Annotated in this window: 23 protein-coding genes; 12 read left to right on the forward strand and 11 right to left on the reverse strand. The window is 36.9% G+C overall.

The annotated features are described in order from the left end of the window. Positions 1-43 precede the first annotated feature (43 nt). A complete protein-coding gene (locus EMTOL_RS02495; protein WP_015027685.1) occupies positions 44-1,759 on the reverse strand; it encodes a lamin tail domain-containing protein in 1,716 nt (571 codons plus the stop codon). 6 nt (positions 1,760-1,765) lie between these two features. Then, complete coding sequence (locus tag EMTOL_RS02500) at positions 1,766-2,275, reverse strand: hypothetical protein (protein WP_015027686.1); 510 nt, start codon at positions 2,273-2,275, stop codon at positions 1,766-1,768. Positions 2,276-2,457: 182 nt separating this feature from the next. Here EMTOL_RS02500 and EMTOL_RS02505 point away from each other — a divergent pair, with 182 nt between their 5' ends. The 3 genes from EMTOL_RS02505 to EMTOL_RS02515 all read left to right on the forward strand — a co-directional run bounded on the left by EMTOL_RS02505 (position 2,458) and on the right by EMTOL_RS02515 (position 3,853). Further along, the gene (locus EMTOL_RS02505) at positions 2,458-3,099 is read left to right on the forward strand and encodes an MgtC/SapB family protein (protein ID WP_015027687.1); all 642 of its coding nucleotides are present in this window, start codon (positions 2,458-2,460) and stop codon (positions 3,097-3,099) included. Between the two features lie 69 nt (positions 3,100-3,168). After that, positions 3,169-3,609 (forward strand): hypothetical protein, encoded by a 441-nt coding sequence (locus tag EMTOL_RS02510; protein ID WP_015027688.1) that lies wholly within the window; start codon positions 3,169-3,171, stop codon positions 3,607-3,609. A gap of 61 nt (positions 3,610-3,670) precedes the next feature. Continuing rightward, positions 3,671-3,853, forward strand: a complete 183-nt coding sequence (locus EMTOL_RS02515) for a hypothetical protein (RefSeq protein WP_015027689.1) — start codon at positions 3,671-3,673, stop codon at positions 3,851-3,853. Positions 3,854-3,913: 60 nt separating this feature from the next. Here the strand turns inward: EMTOL_RS02515 and EMTOL_RS02520 are convergent, their stop codons facing one another. Together EMTOL_RS02520 and EMTOL_RS02525 are read right to left on the reverse strand one after the other, a co-directional pair. Next, positions 3,914-4,117 carry a PspC domain-containing protein gene (locus tag EMTOL_RS02520; RefSeq protein WP_015027690.1) on the reverse strand — a complete coding sequence of 68 codons (204 nt, stop codon included), beginning with the start codon at positions 4,115-4,117 and terminating at the stop codon, positions 3,914-3,916. 96 nt (positions 4,118-4,213) lie between these two features. Then, on the reverse strand, positions 4,214-4,540 hold the full coding sequence (locus EMTOL_RS02525) for a HesB/IscA family protein (RefSeq protein ID WP_015027691.1): 327 nt from the start codon (positions 4,538-4,540) through the stop codon (positions 4,214-4,216). A gap of 395 nt (positions 4,541-4,935) precedes the next feature. Between EMTOL_RS02525 and EMTOL_RS02530 the strand changes: the two genes are divergently transcribed. Genes EMTOL_RS02530 through EMTOL_RS02540 form a run of 3 tightly spaced genes read left to right on the forward strand, consistent with a single transcriptional unit; the run spans position 4,936 to position 7,551 of the window. Further along, positions 4,936-5,715, forward strand: a complete 780-nt coding sequence (locus EMTOL_RS02530) for an MlaE family ABC transporter permease (RefSeq protein ID WP_015027692.1) — start codon at positions 4,936-4,938, stop codon at positions 5,713-5,715. A 57-nt stretch (positions 5,716-5,772) separates the two neighbouring features. Next, entirely contained in the window at positions 5,773-6,519 is a 747-nt protein-coding gene (locus tag EMTOL_RS02535; RefSeq protein ID WP_015027693.1) for an ABC transporter ATP-binding protein, read from the forward strand. A 15-nt stretch (positions 6,520-6,534) separates the two neighbouring features. Next, positions 6,535-7,551, forward strand: coding sequence for an MlaD family protein (locus EMTOL_RS02540; protein ID WP_015027694.1), 1,017 nt, complete (start codon positions 6,535-6,537; stop codon positions 7,549-7,551). 64 nt (positions 7,552-7,615) lie between these two features. Here the strand turns inward: EMTOL_RS02540 and EMTOL_RS02545 are convergent, their stop codons facing one another. After that, a complete protein-coding gene (locus tag EMTOL_RS02545) occupies positions 7,616-8,041 on the reverse strand; it encodes a hypothetical protein (RefSeq protein ID WP_305953159.1) in 426 nt (141 codons plus the stop codon). Positions 8,042-8,259: 218 nt separating this feature from the next. Between EMTOL_RS02545 and EMTOL_RS02550 the strand changes: the two genes are divergently transcribed. Next, on the forward strand, positions 8,260-9,714 hold the full coding sequence (locus EMTOL_RS02550; RefSeq protein ID WP_015027696.1) for a Gfo/Idh/MocA family protein: 1,455 nt from the start codon (positions 8,260-8,262) through the stop codon (positions 9,712-9,714). Positions 9,715-9,835: 121 nt separating this feature from the next. Here EMTOL_RS02550 and EMTOL_RS02555 read toward each other — a convergent pair whose 3' ends face one another. The 6 genes from EMTOL_RS02555 to EMTOL_RS02580 all read right to left on the reverse strand — a co-directional run bounded on the left by EMTOL_RS02555 (position 9,836) and on the right by EMTOL_RS02580 (position 21,023). After that, positions 9,836-10,486: a hypothetical protein gene (locus EMTOL_RS02555; protein WP_015027697.1), complete on the reverse strand. Its 651-nt coding sequence runs from the start codon at positions 10,484-10,486 to the stop codon at positions 9,836-9,838. 241 nt (positions 10,487-10,727) lie between these two features. Next, positions 10,728-12,584 (reverse strand): RagB/SusD family nutrient uptake outer membrane protein, encoded by a 1,857-nt coding sequence (locus EMTOL_RS02560; RefSeq protein ID WP_015027698.1) that lies wholly within the window; start codon positions 12,582-12,584, stop codon positions 10,728-10,730. Positions 12,585-12,609: 25 nt separating this feature from the next. Continuing rightward, positions 12,610-15,774, reverse strand: a complete 3,165-nt coding sequence (locus EMTOL_RS02565; protein ID WP_015027699.1) for a SusC/RagA family TonB-linked outer membrane protein — start codon at positions 15,772-15,774, stop codon at positions 12,610-12,612. A gap of 568 nt (positions 15,775-16,342) precedes the next feature. After that, on the reverse strand, positions 16,343-18,061 hold the full coding sequence (locus EMTOL_RS02570) for a GMC oxidoreductase (protein WP_015027700.1): 1,719 nt from the start codon (positions 18,059-18,061) through the stop codon (positions 16,343-16,345). Between the two features lie 50 nt (positions 18,062-18,111). After that, positions 18,112-18,627, reverse strand: coding sequence for a gluconate 2-dehydrogenase subunit 3 family protein (locus tag EMTOL_RS02575; RefSeq protein WP_015027701.1), 516 nt, complete (start codon positions 18,625-18,627; stop codon positions 18,112-18,114). Between the two features lie 179 nt (positions 18,628-18,806). Continuing rightward, entirely contained in the window at positions 18,807-21,023 is a 2,217-nt protein-coding gene (locus EMTOL_RS02580) for a carbohydrate binding family 9 domain-containing protein (protein WP_015027702.1), read from the reverse strand. Between the two features lie 144 nt (positions 21,024-21,167). On the opposite strand from EMTOL_RS02580, the gene panD reads away from it, so the two are divergent. The 5 genes from panD to EMTOL_RS02605 all read left to right on the forward strand — a co-directional run bounded on the left by panD (position 21,168) and on the right by EMTOL_RS02605 (position 25,267). Continuing rightward, positions 21,168-21,518: an aspartate 1-decarboxylase gene (panD, locus tag EMTOL_RS02585; RefSeq protein ID WP_015027703.1), complete on the forward strand. Its 351-nt coding sequence runs from the start codon at positions 21,168-21,170 to the stop codon at positions 21,516-21,518. Positions 21,519-21,615: 97 nt separating this feature from the next. Next, positions 21,616-22,602, forward strand: a complete 987-nt coding sequence (locus EMTOL_RS02590) for a lysylphosphatidylglycerol synthase transmembrane domain-containing protein (RefSeq protein WP_015027704.1) — start codon at positions 21,616-21,618, stop codon at positions 22,600-22,602. Between the two features lie 79 nt (positions 22,603-22,681). Next, positions 22,682-23,164: a D-glycero-beta-D-manno-heptose 1-phosphate adenylyltransferase gene (gene rfaE2, locus EMTOL_RS02595; protein ID WP_015027705.1), complete on the forward strand. Its 483-nt coding sequence runs from the start codon at positions 22,682-22,684 to the stop codon at positions 23,162-23,164. A 66-nt stretch (positions 23,165-23,230) separates the two neighbouring features. Beyond that, complete coding sequence (locus tag EMTOL_RS02600; RefSeq protein WP_015027706.1) at positions 23,231-23,932, forward strand: zinc metallopeptidase; 702 nt, start codon at positions 23,231-23,233, stop codon at positions 23,930-23,932. A 186-nt stretch (positions 23,933-24,118) separates the two neighbouring features. Beyond that, positions 24,119-25,267 (forward strand): iron-containing alcohol dehydrogenase, encoded by a 1,149-nt coding sequence (locus tag EMTOL_RS02605; protein ID WP_015027707.1) that lies wholly within the window; start codon positions 24,119-24,121, stop codon positions 25,265-25,267. The last annotated feature ends 42 nt before the right edge of the window (positions 25,268-25,309 follow it).

The raw sequence follows: 25,309 nt of genomic DNA on the forward strand, positions 1-25,309 counted from the left end.
TAACTCGCCAAAAATCATTTATACATAAAAAAATAGCAAGCCTTCAAAACCTGCTCCCTACAACAACCTTTCCTTTATAATGTTTTTTCTCGCCATTAACATCAAAAAGTTCGGCTAATAAAATGTAATAACCCACCGGAACAACCTCATTATTGGTCGTTTTACCATCCCATTCAATACTATTATTCACACCAAGTAATTGATTTTGAGCAAGTTGACGAACTAATCGCCCATTGGCATCAAAAACTTGAATATTGGCGACATAAGCACCTTGGTCAAGTTGAAAGCTGAATTTTGTTGCTTCATCTTGGCCATCACCATCAGGCGAAAATACTTCGGGTTCGATTTTAAAAATGTTTTCCCGACTATCAACCAAAGACTGAGAATTGGCATATCCTGGCGTAGCAAAACCTTCGGACGAAGCAGCTGACTGCCAATTATTTGGGTCGGCAGAAGATTTATTATAATCAATTTTTTCGAGCGAAACCCCTTCTTTGATATCAATTAAAGGGTGATGCATCTTTTCTGAATAATCGAATCGGTCGAAAACCTTTTGAGTTTCATTAAGTAAAATAACTGAACCATCATCATCTGGAAAAGAAGGCATTGACGCCACTTCCAAAAAGTTTGCGTTCACTGATTTATAATATTGATTTTGAACATTAACGGCAGTCCGACAAAGTACCAAAAACTGTTTAGGCTGAATGACAATAGCTGATGTGGCAATAGTTTTAATATTTGCCATTTTCCCTTTGTCATCAATATTTGCTAAAGACCAGTTTTTGAGAGAAATCAATTTCTCAGTTCTGTTGTAAATTTCTACAAAATCTTCTCCCCCACTTCTTGGATTAAATAAAACTTCATTCAAAACAACATCGCCAGAATCTGCTAGTTTTAAATTTCCTACCACTGCTTGAGTAGAAAGCATGACATTTCCCGAGCAATCGGCAAGATTTTTTATGGTAAGCGTATAAAGCGTATTATCTTGTAAAGCCGTAGTTAAACCAAGATTCACGCTCTTATTTTGTGGAGATTCTAGCTTTAAAGTACTTATTTGCAAGTCTTTATCAAAACTATAGGCATTCATACTAACAGCCGATAGACTGTCTAGTTTTTCTGAAAAAATCAGTTTGATAGTATTACTTCCCACCATTTCAAAACGACTTAAACTTGGAGGCGTTAGGTCTGGTTTTGAAGCTTTTACAGAATTTTCTTTAGCGGGAGTTCCTTGCAGAGTTGCCAAACACGAACTCCAATTACCATCCTCAACACAAGGGAAAGAAGTATCTATCATTTCGAGCGAAAACCCTTGTTCTTTACCTTTTTCATACCATTTATCAGAGTATGTCACCGAAAAGATTGTCTTATTCTGAGAGTTCTTGAGGGTGAGTGTTGTACCTGTATTTAATAAAGATAAACTTGAAAGTGCAACTACATTGCCATAAGGTTTAAAATCTGCTTCATTAGCACGGCTTGTCACAATCACATAACTCTTAGGCTGAAGTAAAAAACTTGGAAATGTAACAGTAGTAGTTTGATAGGAAAGTCTGAATCGATTTAGGTCAATTACTTTATCGGTGCGATTATAAAGTTCGATATATTCTTTTTCGGGCAAACCCTTTGTAGGCGTTGGGTCAGCCATAATTTCACTTATTATCAAATCATTGACATTCTGAGCCAGTAATACTGGTGAAAGTAAAATGGTGCAAGCCAATAAGCAAATAAAACTCAAAATTCTAGACTTGCACCATTTTTTCATAGATTATTATTTTGTTTCGGCAGCCTTCACAACCTTTGCTGGAGCAACAGGTTTTGGTTTTTGTACAGCAGGTTTGGTAGGTGCTTGGGGTTTAGTAACAGTTGGTTTTGGAGTAGGAGCTACTTCGGGTGCTTTTACCACTTTTTCATCCTTTTTTTCAGCTTTTTTCTCGGCTTTTTTTCCAGTCTTTTTTTCAACCTTTTTCCCAGCTTTTTTCTCCAGTTTTTTGCTTACTTTCTCAGTTGCTTTTTTTGCTTCCTTTTTTGCTTTTTTTATTTCTTTTTCGGCCTTCTTTTCAGCTTTCTTTAGTATCTTCTTTACATCTTCCTCTGCTTTTTTTGCCGCTTTTTTCTCTTTCTTTTCAGCATCTTTTTTTATTTCAGCAATTTCTTTTGCTAACTTCTCAGCCGATTTTTCAACAGCTTTCTTAATTTTTTTATCAGCTACTTCACTCCCTATAACTACAGTAAGTGCAGCAGCAATATCAGAAGCTTTTTGTTTAATTTCGGATTTCATATTTGAAAATGTTTAGTATTAACTTATCGTTAATTTATCATTAAGTAATTATAACGCAAATACACTAAACATTATACAAAAAAACAAAAATTTTGTATTAAGTTTTCGGCAAGATACAAAAAACTTAATATTGCCACGAAATGTTATGTTTGAAAGTACTTTTATAAAAACCAATCATATTTATGCATTTTATTACTGAAGATATTATAAAATTGGTTATTTCAGCGGGTACTGGTGCAATTATCGGCCTCGAACGAGAATATCATAGCAAATCAGCGGGTTTACGAACTATGATTTTGATTTGTTTAGGTTCGACCCTATTTACCATTATTTCAATGAAACTTGGCTCCGACCCTTCCAGAATTGCAGCTAATATCGTAACTGGCATTGGTTTTGTCGGTGGAGGTATCATATTTCGTGATAATTCAAACGGACAAATTACGGGTATTACCACCGCAGCAGCAGCATGGGTAACTTCAGCCTTGGGAATGTGCGTAGGTTTTGGTGATGGACTTTATGAAACGGGGTTCGTTTCAATGATTTTTGTTGTATGTGCGTTATACTTACTAGTTCCGTTTCAACAAGTAATCAAGCATAAAAACTCTATCAGAACTTACAGAATTGTGTGTAAATTCAAGAGTAAATCCTTGAAGCATTATGAAGATAAGTTTGAACAGTTTGGCTTAACTGCCGAACGTGGGAAACAAAGTAAAAACGATGAAACCATAAGTGGAGTTTGGATTGTGAAGGGTCCTGAAAAAAACCATGAAAAAGCCATTAAACACTTAATGAACGACCCTGAAATTGTAGAATTTGATTTCTAATTCCAACCTTTCTTTCTTCATTAGAATCATTTTAAAAATAGACTATGATTGAAAATTAATAAAAATAATATGAAAGCCTTAATTGTATCTTTTCTTTTATTGGCACTAAGTGCTTGTGCAATAACAAATGAAAACCTTGAGCCACAGAACGATTCATTTAGTAAAATAAATGGCCAATGGAAGTATAAAAAAACAGGTGTTGGCTACCCAGTAGTCAATGGTCCAACTGAAATAATCAATGAGAAAATTGAAATCCTTACTTTTGATTCGGTCAATAAGACCTTCACAAGGAGTATTAATGGACAAGTCACAGAAACTACTTCTTTTGATATACAAAAAGTAAACTATGTAGGAATTGAACCAAGAGAAGCAATTATTTTTCAGAAAAGCGAAACTTATTCATTTCTAACTTTTGATGATGCCAATTCTTGTATTATTCTTTACGAAAAAACGCCAGTTGGAGTAGTTTTAGCCGATGGCAATAGTTATTATTATCAGAAAGTGAAATAGAATTTTATAATTTGAGGCATATTTAATAACTTGCATACAGAATCAAAAAATACAATATATCATGGCAAATCATTCAAATCCAAGTCGCCTTTCTGATGGAGTTATGGTTCTTATGTACTTATTAATCTTGACGGTTCTTTGGTTTTTTGGCGACCTATTCACATTCATCGTTGGTTTACTTGTTATCTCTGGCGTTTTTGCTAGTGGCTATAACAATAACCCTGCAAACCACGAGCATCACTAAGATTAAGATATTTCAAAATCTTCGAGGGCACATTCGTTTTTTAACGGATGTGCTTTTTTGTTAGGCCTTCATTTGGCTTTCTCGTGGAATAATGAAAGTCATGATGATATAAATCAAAATTGGTGTACCAATACCAAAAATTGTGAGAATTGCCCATAGAATTCTGATGAGGGCAGCATCTACACCAATATATTTTGCAATACCACCACAAACACCAAAGACCATTTTTTCGCTGCCTTCGGTTCTATATAGTTTCTTAACCATTATTTTTTTGTTTATATATCAAAAATAAAAACCATCTGTAGTAAAACAGATGGTTTTAGGATAAATATTTTTTAAAAATTATTCAACCAGTTAAAATCATACCGAAAAGCTTTCTCCACAACCACAAGTACGAGTTGCATTTGGATTTTTAAACTGGAATCCCTTACCATTCAACCCATCAGAGAAGTCAAGTTCTGTACCAATCAGATATAGAAGGCTTTTTTTATCAACAAAGACTTTTATGCCATTATCTTCAAAAACGTGGTCAGTCGGACGTTGTTCTCCATCAAACTGCAAATCATACATCAAACCTGAGCAACCACCACCTTCAACTGCCACCCTAATTCCGTGATTTTCAGTAATACCTTCTTTAGATTTTAGTTCAATGATTTTATTTTTTGCTATTTCTGTTACAGTTATCATAATTTTAATTCAATCTATCTATGCGTATAATGGTTACGAAGGCAACAATATTTTGCTTCTTTTCAATAGCTAAACGATTATTATTTCCCAAAAGTTTCATGGTCATTTCAATAAGCAAACTAAATATTTCAGAAGAAATTTTTCGGAAGAACGGTTTTCGAGAAAACTCAGAAACTTAGCTTAAGCATATACGTTAAACATTTACCCAAGCCAGAATACATTTAAAAATACCTAAACGATGACTTTATTTTATTTATCAAAAGCAAGAAATCAAACCCGAAAAGATACTTATTTAAGTTTTTTGTCTATTTTTTTATTGCACGAATCTATTCTAAGCTGGCTGGCATGTTTTTTTAACTTACCTTTGTCAAGTTTTCCATTCTACCAAGCACAACATGGGTTCAAGGCAAAATTTATTCTCTCCCAAAATTGATAAGTGGCTGATTAACTTCAAAGATGGATTCGATTTCGTAGTGTTGTTTTTTAAAGAAACTTTCAGTCGAGATTTCGAATTCAAGGAGTTTATCAATCAATGTTACCGAATCGGCAATAGTTCTCTTTTGCTTATTTCTCTAACAGGCTTCGTGACTGGCTTCGTATTTACTAAGCAGTCTCGTCCTTCACTCGAATCTTTTGGAGCTACTTCTTGGTTACCATCATTAGTTACGATTGCTATCATTCGAGCTCTAGCCCCACTCGTTACCTCATTGATTTGTGCAGGCAAAGTAGGTTCAAGTATAGGGGCCGAATTAGGTTCTATGAAAGTTACCGAGCAAATTGATGCCATGGAAGTCTCGGCCGTAAATCCTATTAGATTTTTAGTAGTAACCAGAGTTTTAGCTTCAACCGTTACGATTCCACTCCTATCGTTTTATTGTGCATTGATGTCAATGACGGGAGCTTTTCTAAACGTAACCACCAACGAAGACACGAATTTATCGGCTTTTCTTGAACAAGCTTTTAATAATATTGTATTTCTCGACTTCTGGACCGCCATCATCAAAGCAGTTTCTTATGGTTTTACTATTGGCATCGTTGGCTGCTATAAAGGCTATAACGCCACAAATGGTACTTTGGGTGTTGGAAAAGCAGCCAATGCTTCGGTGGTTATGTCGATGTTTTTGATATTTATTGAAGAGGTTTTCATTGTTCAAGTAACCAATTGGTTTAGATAATTAGTTTGCGATTAACCCATAACAATTAACAAATAGCCCATTCTCAGCTTACTAATTATGAATAAGGTTATAGAAATAGAGCATTTATATAAATCATTCGGCGATAGAGATATTCTGATTGATGCCACCATCGACCTTTATCAAGGAGAAAACTTGGTTGTTTTGGGGCGTTCGGGTACAGGGAAGTCAGTTTTAATAAAAATCATCGCTGGTTTACTTACAGCAGACCAAGGGAAAGTAAATGTTTTGGGTAGAGATGTCAATAAATTGAATATCAAACAGCTCAATGAGCTTCGCCTAAAAATTGGCTTTTCGTTTCAGAATAGTGCTTTGTATGATAGTATGACGGTACGAGAAAATTTGGAATTTCCTTTAGTGAGAAACATCAGAAATATGACTCGCTCCGAAATAGATAAATCGGTGCAAGAAGTACTAGAATCGGTGGGTTTATTACAAGCGATTGACCAAATGCCTTCGGAACTTTCGGGCGGGCAGAAAAAACGCATCGGGATTGCTCGCACACTTATCATGAATCCTGAAATTATGCTTTATGATGAACCAACGGCAGGTTTAGACCCCATTACATGTATTGAAATCAACCAACTTATCAATGAAGTAAAAGAAAATTATCATACAAGTTCAATTATCATCACCCATGACCTCACCTGTGCAAAAGCCGTTGGCGACCGAGTGGCGGTTTTGTTCGATGGTAATTTCAAGATTCAAGGTACTTTCGATGAAGTATTTAAGAATCAAGACCCAAGAATTAAAAGTTTTTACGATTACAATTTTATAGAGAATTAATAGCAAAGATATTTTATGGCAAACCCACAAGCTTCAGAGAAAACTTCCGCCAAAGTTGGGCTTTTTATTTTAATCGGTATCCTTATATTGGCAGCAGGAATTCTTACACTCGGCACCATGCGAAAAACTTTTATCACACGCATTGATGCCACGGCAACTTTTGAAAGTGTCAATGGTCTTACAAAGGGCAATAACGTTTGGTTTGCTGGGGTAAAAGTAGGCACAGTTCGAAGTATAACATTTACACCAGACTCTAAAGTTAAAGTAGATTTTAGTATTGAAGAAGAGTCACAGAAGTTTATCAAGCAAGATGCGATGGTACGCGTGAGTTCAGATGGACTGATTGGGAATCCGATTATTTTAATTTCTGGTGGTTCTGCCGATGCTCCAATGATTGACAAAGGACATCAATTTAAAGTAGAAAAAGAAGAATCTACCCAAGAAATGATGAAAACCTTGCAGGCAAACAACAAGAATATTCTTTCAATTACCGAAGATTTGAAACATTTAGTAGCTGATATTCGAGCAGGACAAGGTTCGATTGGTAAATTGATGAAAGATGAAGCCATGTATGCCAATCTAACCAAATCGTTGGCTACGGTAGAAGCAGCCACTCGTGAATTGAAACAAGGAGCCGAAGGTCTGGCTTCTCTTTCGACCAAACTCAATACACAGGGCAATTTGGTAAATTCTATTGCAACAGATAAAGAGATTTATCCTTCCATTAAACAAACCATTACTACCCTACAAGTAGCTTCTGATAATCTTAAGCAAACATCATTAGCAGCTAAACAGATGGTTGATAATTTAGAACAAACCTCTAAAACAATCAACAAAATGACCAGCAATACGACATCACCTGTTGGCGTACTTTTGCACGATGAAAAAACTGCTAATGATATTAAAGGAACCATTAGTAATTTGGAAAGTAGCAGTGAGAAACTCAATCAAAACTTAGAAGCACTCAAACATAATATTCTCTTTAGAAGATATTTTAAAAAGCAAGCCAAAGAGCAGGATGTGAAGAAATAGTAACAGCATATTCAGTATAAGACAAAGGCCTCACCCAAAGGTGAGGCTTTTGTCTTATAAATTATTATAGATTGCCTGCAGCAAATCTTGTAAAGTCTTCTTTCAAGGAATCGAAAATTGGCTCAAAAACCTGCATTTTATCTCGTAATTCTGTATCATCTTCCAGTTTACGGTGGGTATAAGCCACTGGATTTTGCTTCAAATTAGCCGTTATTTGGTCTTCACCGATATTAATGGCATGTTTTAGAGAATCAATTTCATTCTTTTGAATTACAAAACGATTTTGAAATTGCTCCACTTTAACTTTTATATCACTATCGGTATTTTTTGCACTTACCTCAGCCAAGCGATTCGACATAATTTTCAATTCATCTTCATAAAATGCCAATTTTTTATCCCATTCTTGATGGTCTTGGTGCAAGTCGGTAATATACTTTTGATTATCCATAGGTAAACTTATTGTGTTTTTGTTTACCCAAAATTCAAGCATTTTCTTGAACTCAATTATGACAATAGTCAAGTTTTGGCGTGTTAAAAATCAGTCAGAAATAAATTGATTTATGCCTAATGACTTTTATTGAACAACATTCCTAAATTAATTTATAATTTGTCAGTGTTTCAGTATATTTTTTTATTAGTTTAGCTATCTCAAACCCAATCGGTTTGATTCAAAAGCAAATTATTCAATCCTAAAATTTTTATTTAAAAATGACAAAAAAGACCAATGAATCTCGGAGAGAGTTCATTAAGAAAGGAGCTATGGCCTCATCTTTCTTTATTGTTCCGAGAAACGTTCTTGGTGGTGTAGGGTTTATTGCCCCAAGCGACCAACTTAACTTGGCAGCCATCGGAGCAGGTGGTAAGGGCCGAAGCGATATTAAAAATGCTTCAGTAAATGGCAGAGAAAGAGTGGTAGCTCTATGCGATGTTGATTTTTCGGGCTCAGCTAAGGATTCAGTAAAACAATTTCCTACCGCCAAACTTTATGCCGACTACCGAGAGATGTTGGATAAAGAAAAAGATATTGATGCCGTTACGATTTCTACCCCCGACCACGTACACGGACCTGCGGCAGCATTTGCCATGGAGCGTGGAAAACACGTTTATGTACAAAAACCAATGACCCATAATATTCGTGAAGCACGTTTATTAACCGAAATGGCTAGAAAATATAAAATTGTTAGCCAAATGGGTAATCAAGGAGCATCGAATCCATTATTAAATACAGTGAAAGCTTGGGTAGATTCAGGCAAATTAGGTAAAATATCGAAAGTTCAGATTTGGACAAATCGACCAGTTTGGCCCCAAGGAGGGCCTATGCCAAAACCAGATGATAGCCTAAAGCCAAAAGATTTAGATTGGAATCTTTGGCTCGGACCAAGCGAATACAAACCATATACACCAAATATGCACCCATTTAACTGGCGTGGTTGGTGGGATTACGGCACTGGTGCTTTGGGTGATGTAGGTTGCCATTTAATTGATATTCCATTCAGAACTTTGGGCTTAAAATACCCAACTGACGCTGAATGTAGTGTGGCATCGGTTTATTCTAAAATGTGGACAGCAGATTACAATCCAGAGGGTTGCCCTGCATCTTCTTTCATTACACTTCATTTTGCGGCTACTGCCAAAAGTAAGTCTCCAATTGAAATGACTTGGAGTGATGGTGGAATCAGACCTTCTCACCCTGATATTATTCCTGCTAATGACGACATCGGTGGTGCTAACAGTGCCAATGGTGTTTTGATAATTGGTGAAAAAGGAATTATCTCAACCAATATCAACGATAGCTCTCCTCTAATGCCAAAATTGTACTTAAATGATGGCACAAAAGAAGTTGGCCCAGAATTACCAAAAGATATTGAGCCAGAATACGGACACCAACGTCGTTGGGTAGATGCTTGTAAAGCAGGTTTTAACAGCAAAGAACACCAAGGTCTGACATCTTCATTTGATTACGCTGGCCCAATGACTGAAACTGTTTTAATGGGTAACTTAGCCATTAGAAGCTATTTACTTAGAAAAGAAAATAGTAAAGGCCAAATGGAGTTTTATGCAAGAAAGAAACTCTTATGGGATGGTGAAAATATGAGAATTACGAATTTAGAAGAAGCCAATCAATTCGTTGGCCGTACGTATCGTGAAGGTTGGAAGGTATAGTTTATACCAACTTTTGAATAAAAATAAAAAGACGAGCACCGAATGCTCGTCTTTTTTATGGTAAACTTGACTAAAGGTTTAAACATTATTGGGATGTACGTCCTTCAGTCTCAAAGTTTTCTTATTTTCCAAATAATCTACTCCAAAAACCTTTAGCTTTTTGAGTTGCTTCGTTTACGGCTTCGCTTGCTTCTGCAGCAATTTCTTGAGCTTTTGCCTTGGCCGCAGCTGCTGCTTCGGCAGCTTCTTCTTTCAAATCTTCAAGTTTCTCAGCAGCTTCAGCTTTTACTGCTTCTACTTTTTCAGAACTAACAAATTCTTGTGCTTTTGCTTTCAGCTCATCAATGGTAGCCGACGCTTCCGCGGCAATTTCTTGAGCTTTTGCTTTAGCAGCAGCAGCAGCTTCAGCAGCCTCTTCTTTCAAATCAGCTAATTTTTCCGAAGCATCGGCGGCAACTGCTTGTGCCTTTGCTTTAGCGGCGGCAGCAGCTTCAGTTGCTTCTTCTTTCAAGTCAGCTAGTTTCTCAGTTGCATCAGCGGCAACTTCCTGTGCCTTTACTTTTGCAGCTTCCACTACTTCAGCAGCATCTTCTTTCAAATCAGCCAGTTTTTCAGTAGCATCAGCAGCAACTGCTTGTGCTTTTACTTTTGCGGCCTCTACTGCTTCAGTAGCCTCTTCTTTCAAATCTGTGAGTGTTTCTGTTGCTACCGCTTTTGCTTCATCAGCCATTTCTACTGCTTTATCTGCAATGTTTTTTTTGTTCTCTGCCATTTTTAGTTTATAAGTAAGTTACAATCAATAATTTAATAAATGTAAATTTCACAAATAGAATTAAAAAATAAAAGTTAAAGCATTGATTTTTAGTGGTATTACCAATTAAATAATAAAACATTAACATTAGTTTTTTGAAATTACCTTAAGAGTGCGATAGTATCTTTTATTTTTGAATAAATATAAAATGGCTACGCTTCTCTCGAAACGTAGCCATTTTGGCAATTGAATTAGCCTAAAATCAATATCCTGGGTTCTGCACCAATTTATTATTACGATTCATTTCATCACGATGAATTGGTAAATAGTACATTTTATCTAACCATGCACGATTTTCTTTACCAGGGTCAATTTCAAATACTTTATAAGTATAATCGTAGCTTGTTGGGTCATATTTATAAAGCGACATCGTTTTACCAGTTTTCAACTTTCCAATTACAGTTATACCATTGGCCTTTCTCGCAAGTGTTTTGTCAGCAATCATCCATCGGCGAGTATCGTGGAAGCGTTGTTCTTCTAAGAACATCTCTATACGTCGTTCATTGCGATATCTTTCTCGAAGAGCATCACCCGACTCTGTCAGTGCAGGCATACCCGAACGGAAACGGATTTTATTCAACCACGTGCGAGCTTCTGCATCTTGCCCAAGCTCAATACAAGCTTCAGCATAGTTAAAGATAGCTTCAGTATAACGTAAGAATGGCCAAGGGATTTGTTGCCAAGAATTTTGGTCAACAATTGAAGGATTTGGGTCTATGAACTTTCGAACATAATATCCAGTATAACTCCCATTCCAGTCTTCAACTGATGATTGACGAGTGTCAAGGCCAAAGTACTGCACTTTTGCTCCTGAAGCATTGGTTACTTCATAAGAGCCTGTTTGAATTTGGTTAGCTGGATCTTTTGTAGCAACATCAGCCGTACGAGGTTTCCAGTTTGCTCCATCATATAAAATAGAGGCATACATACGTGGATCACGATTTTGATAAGGATTAGCAGCATGTTCTGGCTTATTCCAATCGAACTTAGTACCATCCATCATTTCATAATCATCAACCATTAACTGTATTGGTGTATTTCCTGCCCAGTTATGATAGCCATTTGGCCCATTAAATAGACCTTGGCGGCCTCCATTTTCTTGTTTAGCATTAATAAAATAACGGCCTAAGATTAAATCCTTCTCTCCACCATTTCTTGCTAATGCAATATTCATATAATTATTTGTTGCATCTTCTTTGGTTGCTGGAGCGGTTAAACTTACCTGATAGCCCAATCCTGCTAAATCTAAAACTGCTTTCGCAGCATCTTTTGCTTTTTGCCAACGCTCCGAACGATTTCCACTTGTATAGCCTAAAATTTCAGCTTTAGCATATGCCGCTAAAGTTGGCGATTTGGCCTTTGCGGTTGTCATATCATGCAAATCACTTGCCGCATACAATAAATTACGTGCCTTTAATGCCAAAGCTGCTGCCTTTGTTGCACGCCCTGCTGCCATTGTTCTACCATCAAGAAGCTTAGCTGCTTCATCGCAATCTTTCACTATAAAATTGATACATTCTTCGTAAGATTTACGTTCAGCTAAAAGGTCTGGGTCATCAAGGGTATAAGCTTTATCTACAATCGGTACACCACCATAATATCTTACCAATTGGTGATAATAATAAGCACGCATAAACTTGGCTTCACCCATTAATCTATTCACTAAAGTTGGGTCATTGAATTGAGGTTTTTCAAGGTTTTGAATCGCTAAATTACATGCACGAATACGAGAATACATGTTTGCCCAAGCAAGTGTACCATTTATCCAACCGTTATCTGCAGGATTTGAACGAGCCTCAGTAATTGTCGTAATTCCTCGGCCTGGGTGAGTAAACATGGTTTCATCAGTAAGAGAAGCCAACATTTGTTCATCAAACCCACCATTACCAAAGCCTCCATAAAGGTTAGTAACAAAGGCATCAGTAAGGGCGGCATCAGACCAAACTGCCGATTCTGATACTGCATCTAAAGGTTTAGTATTGACGAAGTCATCATTACAGCTCGTCATTGTAAAGCCAGCTGTAAAGAAACTTATTGCTAATATTTTTATTCTTTTCATAGTATTTTTTCGATTTAGTAAGGAATTAGAATGTAACCGTTAACCCACCATTAATAATTCTTTGTTGTGGATAGTATTGACCCGTCGAACTACTTGATTCTGGGTCAAACGAATCGAATTTCGTAATGGTGAATAAGTTCAAACCGTTTACATAGAGTCTTAAGGCACTCATACCTGCTTTTCTAGTAAGTTTTTCCGGAATAGTATAACCAACCTCAAAGTTTTTCAAACGAATATAATCTGTACTTCTAAACCAATAGGTATTGTTTGCCGAGAAGTATTGGTCACTACGATTGGCAATACGTGGATGTACACTGCTCGGATTTTCAACAGTCCAGCGGTCACGATACATACTATAAAGGAAGTTACCAATATTACCCATTTCACCTGGGCTCACGTATTGTTTCGCACCTGCTGCTCCTTGGAATAACACATTCAAATCGAAGTTTTTATAACTAGCAATAAAGCTCATACCACCTTGGAACATCGGGATATTATTGAAGTCAGTACGTACTTGGTCGTCTGGTGTAATTTTTCCATCTCCATTATAATCAAGGTATTTCATATCGCCCGGGCGAAGGGTGTTTACGATAGATTTGTAGTCAATCTTATTAGCATCAATTTCTGCTTGGTCTTTAAATACACCATCATAAATATATGCCTGTACAGTATTCATTGGGCGGCCTGTAGTTCTTTGCCACTCAGGAGCACCAGGTGCTTCATCCCAGAACAAAATTTTATTTTTCGCATAACCACCATTCACACTTATACTATATTTCAAGCCATTTTTCTCTCCTCGGTATCCAATTTGAGCATCAAAACCACGGTTTGCTACTTCTCCAAAGTTTTGTGGCGGAAGTGTCATACCAGTTGATTGTGGAATGGAAGCATTTTTAGGCCAAAGAATGTTTGTACGCTTGTTATAGAAGTAATCAAATTCGAAACTAACTTTACTATTGAATAATTGGCCTTCTAAACCAATGTTGGCATTATTGGCAACCTCCCAAGTAATATTGTTATTCGGCACACGTGTCTCAAACAAAGTTTTGGTTTCTGTATTATTAATAATGTAGCTATTAAAGCCATAAACCGAAAGATATTGATAATTATAATTTACCCCGTTAATTTGGATATTATCATTACCCATTTGACCGTATGAACCTCTAAGTTTCAAATAATTGATTGCAGGAATTTCTTTCATGAATTTTTCTTCAGAAAGTAACCAACCTGCCATTACACCAGGGAAAAAGCCATAACGAGTATTTTTTGGGAAATTATATGAGCCGTCATAACGCCATAAAAATTCTAGTAAATATTTCTCTTTGAAATTGTATGCAGCACGACCAAAATAATTTAAACGAGCTGTTTCAAAGGCACCGCCACCATTGTTTTTTTCTAAATCACCACCCGCAAACATTTGGTCGAGTGCAGAAGAAATAAAGTAACGACGATATGCATTTAGGTTATCTCCTTGGACTGTCTCACGGTTAGAACCCGCTAAGAGTGTAAGTCCGTGGTCTTTAAATTTACGTTCGTAAGAAATCACTCCACCTAATAAAATATTAAGCGTATTTTCAACTCCTTGATTTAAGTTTGGCTCGGCAGGGCCACGCTTACTTGCAATTAATTTTGGCGTTACGCCATCTGCCTCGAAACCTACCCCTCTTTCATAGAGAATCCATGGGGTAGTCCATCTTTTTGTATTACGAATTAATTTATCAACCGAGGCTGTAGCTGTAAATTTCAAGCCATCAATGCCAGGAATTTTGATATCTAATTGCCCGTTTGTTTGTAAGTAATCTCTTTTGTCACGGTCATACCCAGTAGCATTGGTAGTAATCACCACAGGGTTTTGTCCGTTCTCAATATCAGGGCCCGGTAAGCCATTTGGCCAATAAGCTGGTTGCTGTGGTTTTCCACGCATCAACATTCTGAAGATAGCTCCTGCACTTTGAGTTGGGAAGAAACGGTACTCTTCACGACCAAGCATACCTAAGTTCAAATCAATATATTTATTAACTTTTGCATTCAAATTGATACGTAAATCATATTGCTGATAGCCCGTAGCTGAGTTTTTATAGTAAGCATCTTGATTTTGGTATCCTAATGAAGCCAAATACTTAAGATTTGATGAGCCACCCGTTAACTGTAAATTATGACGAGACTGTGGTGACCAGTCCTTTAAGGTTGCTGCATACCAATCTGTATCAGGGTGTCCCCATGGGTCTGAGCCATCTTTATATTTTTGCATATCATCAGGCGTAAACGGTGCTTTTCTAACTGTACCGTTTGGTCTTGTATAAGAACCAGCCGATTTATAAGCTTGTGTTGCAGCAGACCATTCACTTGCTGGAAGGCCATAAATATCCAAATCATTTAACATTTCGGTATATTGAGCGGCATTAGCTAGTTTTGGCAGTTTAGTTGGCTGAGAATAACCTTGATTATATGAATAAGATAATTCTGGCTTACTTTCTTTACCTTTTTTGGTTGTAATCAAGATTACACCATTGGCAGCTCTAGCACCGTAAATTGCAGCAGATGCATCTTTCAATACTGAAATTGTTTCAATATCAGCTGGATTTAAACGGTCGAAACCACCGGCACGAGCAGGAATCCCATCAATTACAATAAGGGCATCATTATTACCAAGTGTATTCGAACCTCTAATTCTGATACCAGAACCGTCATATCCGGGCTCGCCACTACGGTTTACTGCCACTACACCAGGCATACGACCTGCTATTGAGTTTGATAAATTGACGGCAGGTGATTTAACTAATTCTGCACCCTTAACTGTAGTAACAGAACCAGTAACAGTCTCCTTCTTTTGTACACCATAACCTACCACAATCACTTCACCAAGTGTTTGTTCATCAGGCTGAAGGCTAACATTGAGAATCGAACGGCCATTGGTAGCAATCTCTTGTGCAAGATAACCAATGTAAGTAAACACGAGTGTAGCGTTTTTATCGATAGAAACTGAGTAATCTCCGTTTGAGTCAGAGATACTTCCTTTGCTTGTACCCTTTACTACGATACTAACTCCGGGTAAAGCTTGCCCTTGGGCATCGGTCACTTTACCTTTAATTGTTTGTGCAAACGCACTTGCAGACAATAGAAAAATAGCCATCAACAGTGTTATAGTAAAACTCCTGTTGAGGGGAGGTTTTTGAGTAAAAATTTTCATAAAAGTTTAGATAGAATGGGTTGAATTCAATTGTGTTTATTCATTAATGACCAGCTATATGCTGTAAAAAAGGCTATCGTTTAAAAAATTAAAAATTACCATAAAAACTGCTAAGCAGTAGGACCAAGCAAAATCGAATAATGCAACACATTATTACCAAAAAAACAATACCGTTTCGGGAATGATGTCGAATTAACACATTCCTTATCGAGACAGCTTTATTTTTTTGGGTTTCTCAAAAATAGTAATTTTTTAATCAAATCTTAATCTTTTAATATAATTTTTTCAAGAAATTATTAAACTAATAAATTGAATAAAAAAATATATGATTTTTTGAGGATTTATTAATAAAAATATTTAAAAATAAATAATGTTTTATACACACATAAAGAAGAATATCGAAGTCATAAAGATTAACAAAAGCATGGGAGGGTTTTTATTTGAATTTTCCGCTTGAATAATTCGAGCTTATTTCTAAGGCAAAGAAAAGATTCTGAAACTAATATTAGACAAAAAAAATACCCCCACTAGATAGAAATCTGGCGGGGGTATCTGAATAAAACCTTTTTTATAAATTTCCTTTCTTGAACTCTTTCACTGCATAATCGGCAGCACGAGCGGTAATTGCCATAAAGGTAAGCGATGGGTTTTGTGTTGAATTAGTGGTCATACATGCACCATCAGTCACAAATACATTCTTACAATTATGAAATTGATTCCATTTATTGAGCATCGAAGTTTTAGGGTCTTTTCCCATTCTAACACCACCCATTTCGTGAATATCTAAACCAGGGGCCTTATTTGGATTATCATGTGTTTTGATATTTGTGAAACCAGCCAAAGTGTACATCTCGGTTAATTGCTCATGAAAATCTTTAATCATTTTCTCATCGTTATCATCATAAGCAACCGAAACCTTTAGCTGTGGAATTCCCCAAGGATCAACCAAAGTTTTATCAAGAGCCACATAATTACTTTCCTTCGGAATTGTTTCACCCATCATGTGAGAGCCTACACGCCAATTACCATATTTCTTTTGATTGAGACTATCTTTTAAACTTTCACCAATACCTGTAGTATCATTGTAAGTCATACGGCTTGCACTAAAACCAGCGGCATATCCACGCAAGAAATCAGTTTCTTGCTTAAAAACATTTCTAAAGCGTGGGATATAACTTCCGTTTGGTCTGATACCTTCGGTTGTCATATCAAGCATGCCTTCATACTCACCCGAAATAGTCGTACGGAAATTGTGGAAAGCAATATATTTACCCAATAGTCCATTGTCATTACCAAAACCATTCGGGAAACGATTTGAAATTGAGTTAAGCAAAATCAAGTTAGTATTTAGCGTAGCCGCATTCAAGAAAATCACACGAGCATAATATTCAGTCATTTGCTTGGTATGTGCATCAATTACACGCACGCCCGTAGCCTTACCTTTTTTCTCATCATAAATAATAGAGTGTACAACCGAATCTGTTTTTAGCGTAAGTTTACCTGTACGCATTGCCCACGGAATGGTAGATGAATTACTACTAAAATAACCGCCATACGGACACCCTCTTTGACACAAATTACGATGCTGACATTTTGCTCTACCTTGCTGAAAATGAATAGGTTGCGGGTCAGTAAGATGGGCACAACGGCCGATAATAATCGGTCGAGCACCTTTATAATGCTTGGCCATTTGTTGTGTAAAGTGTTTTTCTACACATGATTGCTCATGCGGAGGTAGAAATTCTCCATCTGGTAATTGCGGAAGTCCATCTTTATTTCCAGAAATTCCGGCAAACTTCTCAACATAACTATACCAAGGTGCAATATCGGCATAACCAATCGGCCATTCTACGGCATAACCATCACGTGCAGGGCCATCAAAATCATATTGCGACCAACGTTGTGTACCTCTTGCCCACATCAAAGATTTTCCCCCAACCTGATAGCCACGAATCCAATCAAATGGTTTTTCTTGTACATAAGGATGTTCGGCATCTTTCACGAAAAAATGAGCAGCATCTTCATTAAAGGCATAACAACGGCTAGCAATTGGGTTAGCATCTTTTAATGCTTTAGGAATTTGCCCTAAATGCTCAAACTCCCAAGGGTTCATCATCGTTGTTGGATAATCTGTCACGTGTTTCACGTCACGTCCACGCTCCAACAAAAGCGTACGTAAACCTTTACCAGTCAACTCTTTAGCTGACCAACCTCCACTAATACCAGAGCCAACAACAATGGCATCAAAAGTGCGTTCTTTTACTGAATCTATATTAAAATTTGGCATGATTTCTTTTCAAAATATTGGATTGAAACAATTTGTAAATTGGATGTGTGTTATTGCTTCACAGGAACACACCCATGATAAAATCCTGGGGCAATGTTGTAGTTCAAGACATTGACCATATAGTATTCGGAATTCGTATAACCACGAATCGTCAGACTTTTTATCATATCTACAAAAGCTTTACCTTCTTGGCTAGCAGCACTCATTTTGAGTAATACATCGGGGCGTTGTTTAGCATCGCAGACCACAAACGATTTACTATAATTTTGATTAGCCACTTCTTCGATTTTCACCAAACCTTGTCGGAGGTTTTTCTGAGCAGTTTCTCCATAACAATCATTAATCATTCGTAGAGCAAATTGATGAACTTTTAGTGATTTTGCTCCGGGAGTTTTTGTTTCTGGAATGATTGTTTCTACGATTTCGGCTAAAAGAGACTCGTCATTGGCAGATAAGGAATCATCATGTCCTATTGAATCGGGTGTCCAGCTTGAAGCCCATGAGGGCATAGCCACCAAGCCGCCTAAAGCCATAGATAGGCTCTTGATTGCGGAGCGTCGTTGCATAGTTTTGTTGATTTTAGGTTGAATAATTATATTGTCGTGTTATAAAAAGCTGCGGAGGCTTGATAATGTTGTAAAGTTAGAAATGAATGATGAAAAAAAGTTTTTCTGCCAAGTAAATTTTTATTGGATACTTAACGGAAAAACTTCTTTGATTATCATTTTAGAAGGAATTGCTTAAATTAAAACTGCTTCAAATAGCTAATTTTAGCAATTATGTGGTTTTCCTTTTCGTATCGAATATCTTTTGGGTCGCTTATATTATCGAAACCTCTACGATTGAAGACTACATAAATGTATGATAATGGTTGGTATTCCCAAGAAAGACGAATATTATAGTTTTTCGAATTATATTCGGAGTTTTGTTGATAAAAACCAATTAATTGCACACGTGGATTCAGTGCCAAACGCCCTTCTATTGAATATAAATCGACTTTTTTATGGCCATCTACGTCACCAACATCTTTGAAATTGTTTCGATTATAACGTCCCGTGAGCGATACATGTGGAATTGGAGCAAATTGTACCTTTACATCAGTTGAGTTTAATTTTCCATCAAAATATGTTCCCCAACTATGGTCGAGTAAAACGTTAACAACTTTTGAAGGGTCAGAACTTGCATAAATCTGATGACGCACATAATTATAGTCTCCCAAACCAATCGTAACTCCAAGTGGCTCGAATGGCTCGGTGAGGCGTTGGAAAGTAGGATTAACCAAATAACCCATAAAGCCTCCATTCTGAAAATTAAACCAAATTGGATTGATATTGATTTGTCTTTCAATGAGCTGGCCTGTTGATGCTTGGTGATAAAACTCAGTCATCACACCTGGCTCAAACGCACGGATATACTTTTTCGGCAACCATTTACCTCTATTATAAATAAAGATTCCGGGAGTTGTTCCGATGACGTCATTTCTTGAAACAAAACCCATTTCTGGATTAAAATCTTTGGTAACAACCGATTGTGTCCACCAAACTTTAAATTGATTATTCGTGTAATAATATTGAGCAAATCCCGAAAATCCTTGTTGACTAGTATTGGTTGTTTTTGAATAAACAGCCATTGTATTGAGCGAATGTTTTTGCCCTAAACGAAAGAAACCATCTAAAGCACCAACTACATTTGAACCCTCTGGCCTATTTTTGACAGTAACAAGACCTCCAATACGATTTTGTTCGCCAAAGTTTTCAGAAAAGCGACCCACAAAGAAATTCGTGGCAGGCGTATCTCCCACCCCACGCTGACGCATCGCAATTACTCCAAAATTTCTTTTTATTGAACGATATACGAATCTTCCTCCAGCATCAATCGGAATCGGGTTTCCTCTATCATCCAAACCAATTCTTCTACTAAAAAACGGTTGGACACGCATCGTACCACCTGCCATATCTTCACTTGGCCCTACCCCAACGCCAAAAAGTGAGGCATTTTCAAGAAAAAACTGTCGTCTTTCTGGGAAAAACACCGAAAAACGAGTCACATTATTTACTTGGCGGTCGGCATCTGCTTGGGCGAAATCAGTATTGGTTGTAAGGTCAAGTACTGCATTTGAATTGATAGCCCACTTTAATTCACCTCCTAATTTAAAATTTGTATCGGTTGGTTTAGGTACTTTCTGGCCGCTATACTGGTCGTAAGAAGTCAAAAAATAAGGCTGAATACGAATATTTGTTGATGGCGGAGGGGGTTGTAAATTTTTCAACTCACCCGCATACGTCATACGGAGGTTTGTAAAAATGCGAGGATATGGCGAAAAAGCCGTTTGCTCATTGCTCATTCTTCGACTACGAAAAACATTGATTCCCCAAGTTTGAGTACTATCAGTTAAATTAGGATAACGCAATGTTTGCCAAGGGATAGCCATTTCGGCCACCCAGCCCGAATCCGTTCGAGAAGTACGCACTCGCCAAAGTCCATCCCAATCTACATCATAATATAGGTCATCGAACGATAACAAATCTCTTTGTACACCATAAGGATTGGTTACCAAAACCATAGCATTACGTTTATCCTTGAAGCCATCAAAGGATAAAGCTACCATGTCGTGCTGACGAAAACTAAAATCACGCTTAAAATCAGTAGCACGTATTGCCTTTTTCCCTAATGAATCTTTAGCAAAGATTCCGAAATACAAATAATGCTTATTAAAAAGTACTTTTACTTCAGTATCATTTGTAGCTTTTCTACCTTGAAATGGTTCGATTTGTGTAAAACCTGAAATGGCTTTAGTTTTTTTCCATTCAGAATCATTCATTACTCCATCAACTCTAAGTGAAGAAGAAATTTGTGTGGCTTCAATTTTTCTTTTGACTGAATCTGGTTCAAAAATGGTGGCATCTTGGCCAAAAGATACAGTGGTGGACGCTACTAAAAAGAGGAGTAGTTTTTTTATCATTTGTAATGAGCTTTTTCGAATGCAAAACTAATTAAAATTTTTAATCTGAATTTTATTGTCACACTAAATGTTTGTTTCATAAGCAATTTTATAATTTTGCAGGCCGTTAATTCTTGTTCATTTGCAATTCTTAATTAGATTAAAATGTTAGTTAATATCTTCAAATCAAAAATCCACCGAGTGAAAGTCACTCAAGCAGAATTAAATTACGTTGGTAGTATCACAATTGATGAAGACCTTTTAGATGCAGCGGGTATCATGGAAAATGAGCGTGTACAAGTTGTAAATAACAACAATGGCGAGCGATTAGAAACCTACGCCATTAAAGGGAAAAGAGGCTCTGGAATTATTTGTTTGAATGGAGCTGCTGCACGAAAAGCCGAAGTGGGCGATATTGTGATTATTATTTCTTATGCTTGGATGACCCAAGAAGAGGCAAAAAACCATAAGCCTTTGGTTGTTTTTCCTGATGAAAATAACTTAGTCATCAAATAATTTGTAACACAATTCTCCAGAATTGTGCAAATTGAGTGAGTTAGTTATCAAAACTTGTTAAATTCAATGCTTTAAAAGCTATACTACCTATTTAAAAATGAAGAAAGCACTTCAATACCTCATCTCCCTGGCAGTTGCCAGTGTTTTAGTTTGGTTTACGTTTAAAAACATTGACCTACATACACTTTGGGAAAAAATCAAACAAGCCGATTATCGGTGGGTAGCACTTTCTGCTGTTTTAGCATTAGTTGCACATTGGAGTAGAGCATATCGATGGGTATTAATGCTCGAACCCATGGGCTATCGACCATCGGTTTTTCGTACGACTTTAGCGGTTTTGGTTGGGTATGGAGCTAATCTCATTTTCCCAAGAGCTGGGGAAGTTGCTCGTTGCGGTACGCTCAATAAATTAGAGGGTATTCCATTCGAAAAATCTTTCGGAGCTGTAATTGCCGAGCGTTTGATTGATGTTTTGGTACTTTTAGTACTTATTTTCTTAAATCTCATCCTTGAATTCGATCGACTCAAAGAAGTGTTTTTTAATTTCTTTGGTGAAAAATTTAAAAATCCACTCTTAATAGGTGCTTATGCGGTAATTGGTATCTTGCTACTAATTACTGCCTATTTTGTCTTCAAGAAAAATCAAACTAAAATTGAGCAAAATGCTTTCTATCAAAAAATAGCTAAGGTAATTGGAGGTTTTGCCAGTGGATTTCTGAGCGTTAGAAATTTAAAAAATCCAACTGCATTTTTATTTCATACCGCACTTATTTGGGTGATGTACTTCATCATGACCTATGTGTTATTCTTTGCCTTGCCCGAAACGGCGAATCTTTCGCCAATCGCCGCATTAACTATTTTTGTTATGGGAACCATTGGCATGGCAGCACCTACGCAAGGAGGAATTGGGAGCTACCACTTTTTAGTAGGAAGCATTGTGGTACTTTATGGCTTATCGCAACAAGACGGCATTACTCTTGCCACATTCTTACACGCTATGCAGGGAATGGTATTTGTAGCCATATTTGGTATTATTGCCTTTCTTTTAACATTGATTTTGCCTAACAGGGGAATTAATACATAAAAGATTTCCGTAGAGACGTTGCATGCAACGTCTCTACAAATAACCAAAAATCAATTTTTTTATATTATTTCACAAAAGAATGACCGAATCGAAAATATTAAGTCTAACAGAGACAAAAAATCAAATTAAGCAATGGCAATCTGAAGGCAAAAAAATCGTTTTTACGAATGGATGCTTCGATATTGTACATTTAGGGCATATTGATTACCTAGAAAAAGCACGTAATTTGGGTGATAAACTGGTTCTAGGTTTAAATACTGATGCATCGGTGAGTAGATTAAAAGGTGAAACTCGACCTGTTATCAATGAATATGCACGAGCAAGAATGATGGCAGCTATGAGTTTTGTCGATGCTGTCATTTTGTTTGATGAACCCACCCCCAAAGAGTTAATTGAGACACTTTGTCCGAATATTTTGGTTAAAGGTGATGATTATTCAATAGAAAACATCGTTGGTGCAGATTTTGTGCTAGCCAATGGAGGCGAGGTAAAAACCATTTCATTAGTAAAAGGATATTCAACAACCTCAATTATTCAGAAAATAAAAGCAATTTCAGAATGATTAGATGATGGAAATAAAAGGTAGAAGAATTGTATTCTGTCATCAAAAATTAACAACACAAAGATTATGATAATTATTATTGGTGTGGTCTTTATGATACTTGGGATGATAGTATCAGGACGTTTAAAAAGTAAATTTGCCGAATATTCTCAAATTCGTTTGCGTAATGGCATGTCAGGAGCGGAAATTGCTCAACGGATGCTACACGACAACGGAATTTATGATGTTCGAATCATACAAGTAGATGGTCAATTAACAGACCACTACAACCCACTCGACAAAACTGTCAATCTTAGCTACGATGTGTATCATGGCACAAGTGCGGCTTCGGCGGCAGTAGCAGCCCATGAGTGTGGACACGCCGTTCAACACGCCGTTGCTTACGCTCCACTTAAGATGCGTTCGTCATTAGTTCCAGCGGTAAACGTAGCTACCAATGTGATGAATTTTGCCAATATGTTTTTGATGTTTGGTGGCATTTATATGCTCTCACGTGGTAGTGCCTTCGGAAATATGCTCCTTTTAGTTTTAGTATTAGCCAATGCTGCTTTAGCTATTTTCTCGCTAATTACATTACCAGTAGAATATGATGCCAGCAACCGTGCTTTGAAATGGATGGAAGCCCGTGCGATTGTAACGACTGGCGAACATGACATGGCAAAAGATGCTCTTAAATGGGCCGCCCTAACGTATGTAGTGGCTGCGGCCGGTGCGGTAGCAAACTTACTTTATTATTTAAGTATTTTCTTAGGAAGAAGAGACGATTAATACTTCCTAACAATTCAGGAGAATTGTTCTACAAGACCACGAATTTAACAGGCTATTTTGTTGAATTCGTGGTTTTTTGTTGTATTTTCGTGAAAGTATGTATAAAAGGTTCGGTAGTCCGATTTTAGATTGCAATTATTAAACAATTTCAAGAATTGTTCAACACAATTATTTTGAATAAACCCTATGAATTTCAACAGTATTTCTCAATTCAATTTTCCTACTAAAATCCGATTTGGTGCAGGTGTAGTAGTTGAACTACCTGCTTATCTGAAAGACAATAACCTTTCAAAACCCTTAGTTGTAACCGACCCAAACGTGGCGAATTTGCCTTTTTTCAAGCAAATCATTCAAGACCTCAACAACAAAGGAATTAGCACCGAAGTTTTTTGTGATATTCACAAAAACCCAGTAAAATCGGACGTTTACAAAGGAGATGAAGCCTATTATGGTACCGAACGTGATAGCATTATTGGTATTGGTGGAGGTGCTGCGATTGACGTAGCAAGGGCCATTTTATTGAGAATTAATCATAGAGAAGATTTATTCAAATACGATGATTTAATCGGTGGCGATATCTATGTAACCAACGAGGTACCGCATTTTATTACGATACCAACAACCGCGGGAACAGGTAGTGAAGTAGGTAGAAGTGCCATTATTGCCGATGACGAAACACATCAGAAAAAAATTCTTTTTTCACCTAAACTTTTGGCTAAAGTAATTTTTGCAGACCCATTACTCACGATGGATTTACCACCATTCATTACGGCAGCAACGGGAATGGATGCCCTTACACATAACATGGAAGCATATATTGCAAAAATGTGGCATCCGATGTGCGAAGGTATAGCTTTGGAAGGAATTTCTTTAATTCATGAATCATTGGAAAAAGCGGTTAATAAGCCTGACTTAGAATCGCGTAGCAAAATGTTAATTGCCTCTTTGATGGGAGCAGTTGCTTTTCAAAAAGGCTTAGGTGTTGTACACTCGTTGGCACACCCATTGTCCTCTTTACTCGACACCCACCACGGTTTAGCCAATGCTGTAAACATTCCTTATGGCATGAAGTTTAATATTGCAGGTTTTGAAGATAAATTCCGAAGAATAGCTCGCACTTTAGCGTTGAAAGAAGAATCGGGAGAAGCTGTTGTTAAATATTTATTTGATTTGAATTCAAAAATTAATATTCCACATCGTTTACGCGATATTGGGGTTGAAGAAAAGCATATTGAAACTTTGGCTGATTTAGCAATAGCCGATTTTGCTCACCCAAACAATCCTAAACCTGTTTCTAGAGAAGATTTCAAAGCCTTGTATTTAGAGGCTTTATAAGAAAATACAGGTTGGCATTTTGTAGTGGAATAGTATATACTT

The sequence above is a fragment of the Emticicia oligotrophica DSM 17448 genome, assembly GCF_000263195.1.
Taxonomy (GTDB): Bacteria; Bacteroidota; Bacteroidia; order Cytophagales; family Spirosomataceae; genus Emticicia; species Emticicia oligotrophica.

Excerpts from the sequence above, each read along its gene's own strand:
- EMTOL_RS02550 (WP_015027696.1), top strand. The coding sequence starts at position 8,260 with ATGACAAAAAAGACCAATGAATCTCGGAGAGAGTTCATTAAGAAAGGA.
- EMTOL_RS02545 (WP_305953159.1), bottom strand. The coding sequence starts at position 8,041 with ATGCTTGAATTTTGGGTAAACAAAAACACAATAAGTTTACCTATGGAT.
- panD (WP_015027703.1), top strand. The coding sequence starts at position 21,168 with ATGTTAGTTAATATCTTCAAATCAAAAATCCACCGAGTGAAAGTCACT.
- EMTOL_RS02525 (WP_015027691.1), bottom strand. The coding sequence starts at position 4,540 with ATGATAACTGTAACAGAAATAGCAAAAAATAAAATCATTGAACTAAAA.
- EMTOL_RS02555 (WP_015027697.1), bottom strand. The coding sequence starts at position 10,486 with ATGGCAGAGAACAAAAAAAACATTGCAGATAAAGCAGTAGAAATGGCT.
- EMTOL_RS02575 (WP_015027701.1), bottom strand. The coding sequence starts at position 18,627 with ATGCAACGACGCTCCGCAATCAAGAGCCTATCTATGGCTTTAGGCGGC.
- EMTOL_RS02580 (WP_015027702.1), bottom strand. The coding sequence starts at position 21,023 with ATGATAAAAAAACTACTCCTCTTTTTAGTAGCGTCCACCACTGTATCT.
- EMTOL_RS02605 (WP_015027707.1), top strand. The coding sequence starts at position 24,119 with ATGAATTTCAACAGTATTTCTCAATTCAATTTTCCTACTAAAATCCGA.
- EMTOL_RS02590 (WP_015027704.1), top strand. The coding sequence starts at position 21,616 with ATGAAGAAAGCACTTCAATACCTCATCTCCCTGGCAGTTGCCAGTGTT.
- EMTOL_RS02520 (WP_015027690.1), bottom strand. The coding sequence starts at position 4,117 with ATGGTTAAGAAACTATATAGAACCGAAGGCAGCGAAAAAATGGTCTTT.
- EMTOL_RS02535 (WP_015027693.1), top strand. The coding sequence starts at position 5,773 with ATGAATAAGGTTATAGAAATAGAGCATTTATATAAATCATTCGGCGAT.
- EMTOL_RS02510 (WP_015027688.1), top strand. The coding sequence starts at position 3,169 with ATGAAAGCCTTAATTGTATCTTTTCTTTTATTGGCACTAAGTGCTTGT.
- EMTOL_RS02540 (WP_015027694.1), top strand. The coding sequence starts at position 6,535 with ATGGCAAACCCACAAGCTTCAGAGAAAACTTCCGCCAAAGTTGGGCTT.
- rfaE2 (WP_015027705.1), top strand. The coding sequence starts at position 22,682 with ATGACCGAATCGAAAATATTAAGTCTAACAGAGACAAAAAATCAAATT.
- EMTOL_RS02500 (WP_015027686.1), bottom strand. The coding sequence starts at position 2,275 with ATGAAATCCGAAATTAAACAAAAAGCTTCTGATATTGCTGCTGCACTT.
- EMTOL_RS02505 (WP_015027687.1), top strand. The coding sequence starts at position 2,458 with ATGCATTTTATTACTGAAGATATTATAAAATTGGTTATTTCAGCGGGT.
- EMTOL_RS02495 (WP_015027685.1), bottom strand. The coding sequence starts at position 1,759 with ATGAAAAAATGGTGCAAGTCTAGAATTTTGAGTTTTATTTGCTTATTG.
- EMTOL_RS02515 (WP_015027689.1), top strand. The coding sequence starts at position 3,671 with ATGGCAAATCATTCAAATCCAAGTCGCCTTTCTGATGGAGTTATGGTT.
- EMTOL_RS02565 (WP_015027699.1), bottom strand. The coding sequence starts at position 15,774 with ATGAAAATTTTTACTCAAAAACCTCCCCTCAACAGGAGTTTTACTATA.
- EMTOL_RS02530 (WP_015027692.1), top strand. The coding sequence starts at position 4,936 with ATGGGTTCAAGGCAAAATTTATTCTCTCCCAAAATTGATAAGTGGCTG.
- EMTOL_RS02600 (WP_015027706.1), top strand. The coding sequence starts at position 23,231 with ATGATAATTATTATTGGTGTGGTCTTTATGATACTTGGGATGATAGTA.
- EMTOL_RS02570 (WP_015027700.1), bottom strand. The coding sequence starts at position 18,061 with ATGCCAAATTTTAATATAGATTCAGTAAAAGAACGCACTTTTGATGCC.
- EMTOL_RS02560 (WP_015027698.1), bottom strand. The coding sequence starts at position 12,584 with ATGAAAAGAATAAAAATATTAGCAATAAGTTTCTTTACAGCTGGCTTT.